The organism is Oceanisphaera sp. (genome assembly GCF_048268965.1).
Lineage (GTDB): Bacteria > Pseudomonadota > Gammaproteobacteria > Enterobacterales > Aeromonadaceae > Oceanimonas.
Window position 1 is genome coordinate 1 of the sequence record NZ_JBLWUK010000059.1, and the last position, 5,935, is coordinate 5,935.

6 protein-coding genes are annotated in these 5,935 nt (G+C 55.4%); all 6 read right to left on the reverse strand.

What is annotated here, in order from left to right; translation table 11 throughout:
* Window positions 1-130: 130 nt before the first annotated feature.
* The 6 genes from ACN0VL_RS14990 to ACN0VL_RS15015 are packed head-to-tail and all read right to left on the reverse strand — an operon-like array spanning window position 131 to window position 5,365.
* Window positions 131-778, reverse strand: a complete 648-nt coding sequence (locus ACN0VL_RS14990; protein ID WP_417618764.1) for an HAD family hydrolase — start codon at window positions 776-778, stop codon at window positions 131-133.
* Entirely contained in the window at window positions 778-1,794 is a 1,017-nt protein-coding gene (locus tag ACN0VL_RS14995) for an ABC transporter ATP-binding protein (RefSeq protein WP_417618766.1), read from the reverse strand. The genes ACN0VL_RS14990 and ACN0VL_RS14995 overlap by 1 nt, the downstream gene beginning before the upstream one ends.
* Entirely contained in the window at window positions 1,794-2,585 is a 792-nt protein-coding gene (locus tag ACN0VL_RS15000) for an ABC transporter permease (RefSeq protein WP_417618768.1), read from the reverse strand. Before ACN0VL_RS15000 ends, ACN0VL_RS14995 begins: the two co-directional genes overlap by 1 nt.
* Window positions 2,578-3,510 (reverse strand): ABC transporter permease, encoded by a 933-nt coding sequence (locus ACN0VL_RS15005; protein WP_417618770.1) that lies wholly within the window; start codon window positions 3,508-3,510, stop codon window positions 2,578-2,580. Before ACN0VL_RS15005 ends, ACN0VL_RS15000 begins: the two co-directional genes overlap by 8 nt.
* Window positions 3,507-4,310 (reverse strand): alkaline phosphatase family protein, encoded by an 804-nt coding sequence (locus tag ACN0VL_RS15010; protein WP_417618772.1) that lies wholly within the window; start codon window positions 4,308-4,310, stop codon window positions 3,507-3,509. Before ACN0VL_RS15010 ends, ACN0VL_RS15005 begins: the two co-directional genes overlap by 4 nt.
* Before the next feature lie 2 nt (window positions 4,311-4,312).
* Window positions 4,313-5,365: an ABC transporter substrate-binding protein gene (locus ACN0VL_RS15015; RefSeq protein WP_417618774.1), complete on the reverse strand. Its 1,053-nt coding sequence runs from the start codon at window positions 5,363-5,365 to the stop codon at window positions 4,313-4,315.
* Window positions 5,366-5,935 lie beyond the last annotated feature (570 nt).

Sequence of the window (5,935 nt, forward strand, 5' to 3'; positions counted from 1 at the left end):
CAGGAGTCGTATGCGTTTCCTGGCGTTGGTTTCTGCCTTGGCCAAGGCCAAAAAATCAACTGAGTCGGACATGCTGGATCCAGTAAGATCAGAGTGGGCCTATTAGATCACATCTTTAGTCCGATTGGTATTACCAGTCAAGTAGCTCCCAGCCTCGTTGTTGGGCAATAAGTCGTAAATGTTGATCACCGTTCACCACGGCGGGTCGGTCTGCGTATTCCAGCAAGGGCAGATCATTGAGGGAGTCGCTATAGGCATAGCTCAACTCCGGGTTGAGCTGCTGCTGGTGCAGCCAGTCTTGCAAACGAGTGAGCTTGCCTTCCTGATAGCTGTAAACGCCCCGGGTACGGCCGTTATACACCCCCTCACAGCTGTCGAGCATGATGCCAATGGCATGTTCAACGCCCAGCATACGCGCGATGGGTTTGACCAGATGTTCACCGGTCGCAGAAATAATCACCACTGTGTGCCCTTGAGCCTGATGCCAATGTAGCCGGTCGCGCGCGTCGGGATACACGATAGGCAGTATGTCTTGTTGCACAAACTTGTCCACCAGCGGGGCAAGATCCTGGGGTTGCCAATAACGAATCGGGGCCAGCGTCAGCGCCATGTAGGCGCTCATGTCCATGCGGCCCTGATAATAGGCGCTCATCAGGTTTTGTTCCTGTAACAGGATCTCGGCGCTGGCCAGCTTGTGTTGCACCATAAACTCCAGCCACAAGCTGGCAGAGTCACCGGCAATCAGGGTTTCATCCAAGTCGAAAATAGCCAGTTTCATCAAGCAACCTCCTTTAGTTCGGTGCGGTCGAAGAGCAGTTCCAGCGTGCTGTCGACCGGTAACAGTGCCCGGGCCCCCCGATTCAGGCTATCCACCGTCAACAGGCAACCTGCGGCCTCCACCTGGTAGCGGATCACGTTGCCCAGCAGTTGATGGTGGCGGACCCTGGCCGGTATGGGGGCCGTCATGGCCGGGCCATAGTCTCGACCCAATTCACGAATATAGATGGACTCGGGGCGCAGGGCCAGTCTGCCGCGAATGGTCATCCCCAGCAACAGATAAGCTTGCTCGGGAGAGAGCAGATTATAGTTGCCGATAAAACCCGCGACAAAGTCGTTGGCGGGGCGAGTGTAGACGGCCTCGGCAGTATCGGCCTGAACTATCTGGCCTTTATTCATCACAAACACGCGATCCGACAGGGTCAGGGCTTCTTCCTGATCATGAGTGACAAACACTGTGGTCAGGTTGAGTTGTTGTTGTATGGTGCGGATTTGTTCGCGCAGGTGCTTGCGAATCGGGGCATCGAGGGCCGACAGGGGCTCGTCGAGCAACAGAATGCGCGGCCGTACCACCAGGGCGCGGGCCAGGGCGACGCGCTGGCGCTGACCACCGGAGAGTTTGGCTGGATGATAATGCTCGCGGCCGTTCAGGCCGACCAGCTCAATCACTTCGCCAACGCGGCGGACGATCTCTTGTTTGTTTATTCGTTGCCGTGCCAGACCAAAGGCAATATTGCCGGCGACGGTCAGATTGGGAAACAGCGCATAGCTTTGAAAGACCATGCCGATGCCCCGTTTTTGCGGTTTGAGCCAGGTAATGTCTTCACCGGCGACCCGAATTTGCCCGCCATCCGGTGTAGTCAGCCCGGCTATGCTGCGTAACAGCGTCGACTTTCCGCAGCCCGAGGGGCCCAGCAGGGTAACAAACTCTCCCTTGCTGATATCGAAACTGATGTTTTTGAACACGGGGGTGTCGGTGAACGATTTGCTCAGGTTGGCGACTTCCAGATAATGCATTAGCGGCTCCGGGTTTGCAGGCGCAGGGCGAACCAGGTCGCGACGCCGATAAAAAGAAAATAAGACATCACCATGGCGCTGGTAAAGTGACCACTGTTGGTGCGTTGGCTGTACAGATACACTTGCAGGGTTTCGAAACGGGTGCCGACCAACATATTGGCAAACACAAATTCGCCGAACAGGAAGGAGAAGGACAAAAACAGCGCGGCCAGCAGGCCATTGCGGATATTGGGTAATACCACCCGCAAAAAGGCAAACACAGTGCTGGCTCCCAGCAGGTGCGCCGCGTCGATCAGGTCCGGCAACGGAATGGCCTCCAGATTATTGGCCAGCGCCCGGTACATAAAGGGCAGGCTGATGGTGAAATAGCAGAAAATCAAAATCCAGGGGCCACCGAGCAAGGGCAGGGGGCCGCCGGCATACAGCTGTAACAGGCCGACCGAGGACACCACGGGAGGGACTGCAAACGGCAGCAATATCAGCAGGTTCATCAGCCCATTCAGTCGCGGAAAATAATAAAACACCACGAACAGCGTCGGCAGTATCAGCATCAGGCTGAGCAGCAAGGCGGCCAGACACACCAGCAGTGAGCGGGCAAAGGCGGCCAGAAAGCGGCTGTCGGACCACAGCGAGATATACCAGTCCAGGGTAAAACCACGAGGCAGAATGTGGGCCCCCCATTGCGCGGACAAGGAGTACACCAGGGTGATCATAATGGGTGCGGACAGCAGTATCAGCAGTCCGTTGACCGTTAAGCGGGCCAGCAGGGGGGCCTTCTCGGACTTATTCATAACGACTCCGGCTAATGATCCACTGATTGATACCGGTGACCAGCAAGAGGATCGCCATCAGCAACAAAGAGAGTGCGGCGGCCAGTTGCGGCTCCAGAAAAATATCACCGGCGACCAGGGCGGATATTTGTATGGTGACCAGGTTGTAGTTGCTGGTCATCAGGGCAAAGGTACTGGCATAGGCGCCCAGGGCATTGGCCAGCAGTATGATAAAGGTACCCAGCAAGGCCGGGGTGAGAACGGGTAACACCACCCGCAACCCATATTGCCAGGGGCTGGCGCCGAGCAGTGCGGCGGCGTCTCGCCAGTCTTTTTGCAGACCGTCGAACGCCGGATAGAGCAACAGGATGGCCAGCGGGATTTGAAAGTAGGTATAAAGAATGATGAGCCCGCTGCGAGAATACAGATTAAAACCGTCGACCAGTCCGGCTTGCTGCAGCAACAGGGTCAGGGCACCGTTCATACCCAGCAGCACGATAAAGGCAAACGCCAGTGGCACCCCGGAAAAGTTGCTGGCCATGGTGGTGAAGGCCACGACCATGTCTTGTAACTTTCCCGGCACCTGGCGCAAGGCTGCCGTTCCTGCCAGGGCAATCAACAAGCCCAGCAGACTGGACCAGAGTGCCAAATCAATGCTGTTAGAGAAAGACTGCAGATAAAAGGGCGAGTCGATAATCTCTTTAAAGTTGCCCAGGCTCCAGTTGCCCTCCACCTGAAAGGCGTTGATCAGCACCCAAAGAATGGGGGCCAGTTGAAACAGGGAAAAAATCAATGCGAAGGGCAGCAGCCACAGCAAGGGTAACGCCCGCCGCCAGACGCCGGGTTTGGCGGCAACAGACGAAACATCCTCCAGGTGATGGTGTGATGTTCGCTCTTCGGGTAGGCGGGTATGAGGGGGGAAACGGGCGGTCAGTGATTCACTCATTTCAATAACTCGTTGCACATGGGTTTATCGTGAGTCACCCCCAGCAGGCTGGCGATAGTGCCGCACAGCTCGATTTGTTGCGGGTGGGCATGGCGATCATGGCTGAAGGCGTCTCCTGCAACCAACAGCGGTATTTCCCGCTCTTCTGGCAAAATGCCGCTATGGCTGTGATCCCGGTTCATGCCGTGATCGCTGGTAATGAGTACCTGATAGCCCTGCGTGAGCCAAAGCGGAAGGTAGTTGGCCAATAGCAGATCGAAGCGCCGGGCACTGTTGCGATACTGGCGCGAGTCCAGCCCGAACTTGTGTCCGGCGTCGTCCGTGTTCATGGGATGGATCAGCAGCAAGTCCGGGTCGAAGCGGTTTCTGAGGATCTCGGCATCTTGCAACAGGTGACAGTCCGGGTAATGGTCCTGGGAGTAAAACATGCCGTACTGGATAGGCAGTTCCGGGTCTTGAGTGAAACGATCCCGTACCGGCTGATAGGGTGCCCGGTTATACAGCTCACTGACCCAGTGATAAGCTGCCGCCGCCGTGGTGAGCCCCGCCCCCCGAGCCAGTGAGAACAGACTCTTCTGAGTGCTAAGGCGAACCATGCCATTATTCAAAATGCCGCTGTCTACCGGTCGGGTGCCGGTAAGTATGCATTCATAAAGTGGGCGAGATACCGCCGGCAGCTCACATTGCATTTTATAGCTAGTGAGTTGAGCGGCTTCGCCCAGGCCCTGAAGATAGCCCATGCAGTCACGGGCTACTTCGTAGGCCAGGCCGTCGATAACGACCAGTATGACCTTGTTCATGTTTACCTCTGCTGGTGGATCAGGACGGCGGACTGCCATTGGCGCGACAAGGTACGGGTGCTCTTCTCCCAGGCGTCATGGTCGGCAACAGGGCGTGCCACGGCATACATTTCCTGGGGCAGCAGTTTTTCCTGTACATCGGCGGGTAGGGTTATGTTGCTGCGAATCGGGCGGGCATAGCCACGAGCCAGGTTTATCTGACCTGCATCACTTAATATATATTCACGAGCCAGCTTGGCGGCGTTCGGGTTTTTGGCGTATTTGTTGATAATGGTGGCATAGCCGGAAATCAGCGAGCCGTCACTAGGGATCACCACGGTAAAGCGGCTGCGGTCAATTTGATCCCGATAATTAAGGGCGTTGAAATCCCACAATATGGCCATTTCCACTTCCCCTTTTTCCAGATTGGCGATATTGGGGTCGATGGGCGACAGACGGCCTTGTTTGGCCAGTTCGGCAAACAAGTCCAGGGCCGGCTTGATGTTGGACTCATTACCACCCTGAGCAAATGCCGCCGCCAGGATGGCGCTGTTGGCCTGTGCGGCCACCCCCACATCCCCGACGGTCACCTGATAGTCACCCTCCAGCAAGTCTTGCCAGGAGGTGGGTGCCTTGTGGATCAATTCGTTGTTAACGATAAACGCTATGGTGCCGGTATAGCCCAGCATCCAGTGGCCGTCCTGGTCTTTGGCCCAGTCGGGGATGTGCTCCCAGGTGGTGGGTTTGTAGGCTTGAGTGACGCCCTGGCGAACGGCAATAGGGCCAAATGCGGCGCCAACGTCGCCCATATCGGCGGTGGCATTGTCTTTTTCTGCGGCAAACTTGGCGATTTCCTGCGCCGAGCTCATGTCGGTGTCTTGATGTACCAGACCGTATTGCTCGCTCAGATCCTGCCAGGTGTCTTTCCAGTTGGCCCAGCTGTCAGGCATACCAACACTGTATATTTTGCCTTCGGCACGCGCCTTTTTTTCCAGCTCTGTTATATCGGCGGCCAGCACGGCCGGTGCGCTTAAGCTCAGGGTCAGTAGACTCGAGATTTTCAGTATGCTCTTCATCGGTTTCACTCCTCAAGACATCAGTCAGGTTGGAAACCGATGCTAGGCGAGCCAGATGACAGTTTGGTGGCCTTTTTATGGCAGTTTTATGCCAGTGAGCAAACAGAGCCGGTATTAAGCAGTTCGGCATAGCAGGTGTGGATTCAGGCGTTAGTTTACCTTTTTCGTCACCCTCGCGAGAATGACGGCAGAACCCCAATACACAGCACCCTGTAGTCCTGCGCTTTAGCTGCAGGTCCTGCGTTAGCAGGATGATTTTAAGTAGTCCCGCGTCACTGATGTGGAGTTATTAGGGCATATGGCCCAGCAGTGTTGGCTCCAGAGCGTTATATAGCCATACCTGTTATGCGTGATTACTTAAGTAATACCTCGAAACTAATGTGGATCTTGTCGCAATTTTGCTTTAAAGACTCAAGATTTCTTCGCCACGGAATCCACGGAACCCACGGAAAAATTAAGATTAAGACCAAAGCGAACATTGACTGGGTAAGACCTTATACCAAACTGATTAAATAGCAGATCTATTTCTGCTCTATAAATGTCGGACAAAGGGTCTCCTCCACCGACCCG

What these genes read in the sequence shown, in the direction of transcription:
- ACN0VL_RS14990 (WP_417618764.1), bottom strand. Translation starts at nt 778, where the DNA reads ATGAAACTGGCTATTTTCGACTTGGATGAAACCCTGATTGCCGGTGAC.
- ACN0VL_RS14995 (WP_417618766.1), bottom strand. Translation starts at nt 1,794, where the DNA reads ATGCATTATCTGGAAGTCGCCAACCTGAGCAAATCGTTCACCGACACC.
- ACN0VL_RS15000 (WP_417618768.1), bottom strand. Translation starts at nt 2,585, where the DNA reads ATGAATAAGTCCGAGAAGGCCCCCCTGCTGGCCCGCTTAACGGTCAAC.
- ACN0VL_RS15005 (WP_417618770.1), bottom strand. Translation starts at nt 3,510, where the DNA reads ATGAGTGAATCACTGACCGCCCGTTTCCCCCCTCATACCCGCCTACCC.
- ACN0VL_RS15010 (WP_417618772.1), bottom strand. Translation starts at nt 4,310, where the DNA reads ATGAACAAGGTCATACTGGTCGTTATCGACGGCCTGGCCTACGAAGTA.
- ACN0VL_RS15015 (WP_417618774.1), bottom strand. Translation starts at nt 5,365, where the DNA reads ATGAAGAGCATACTGAAAATCTCGAGTCTACTGACCCTGAGCTTAAGC.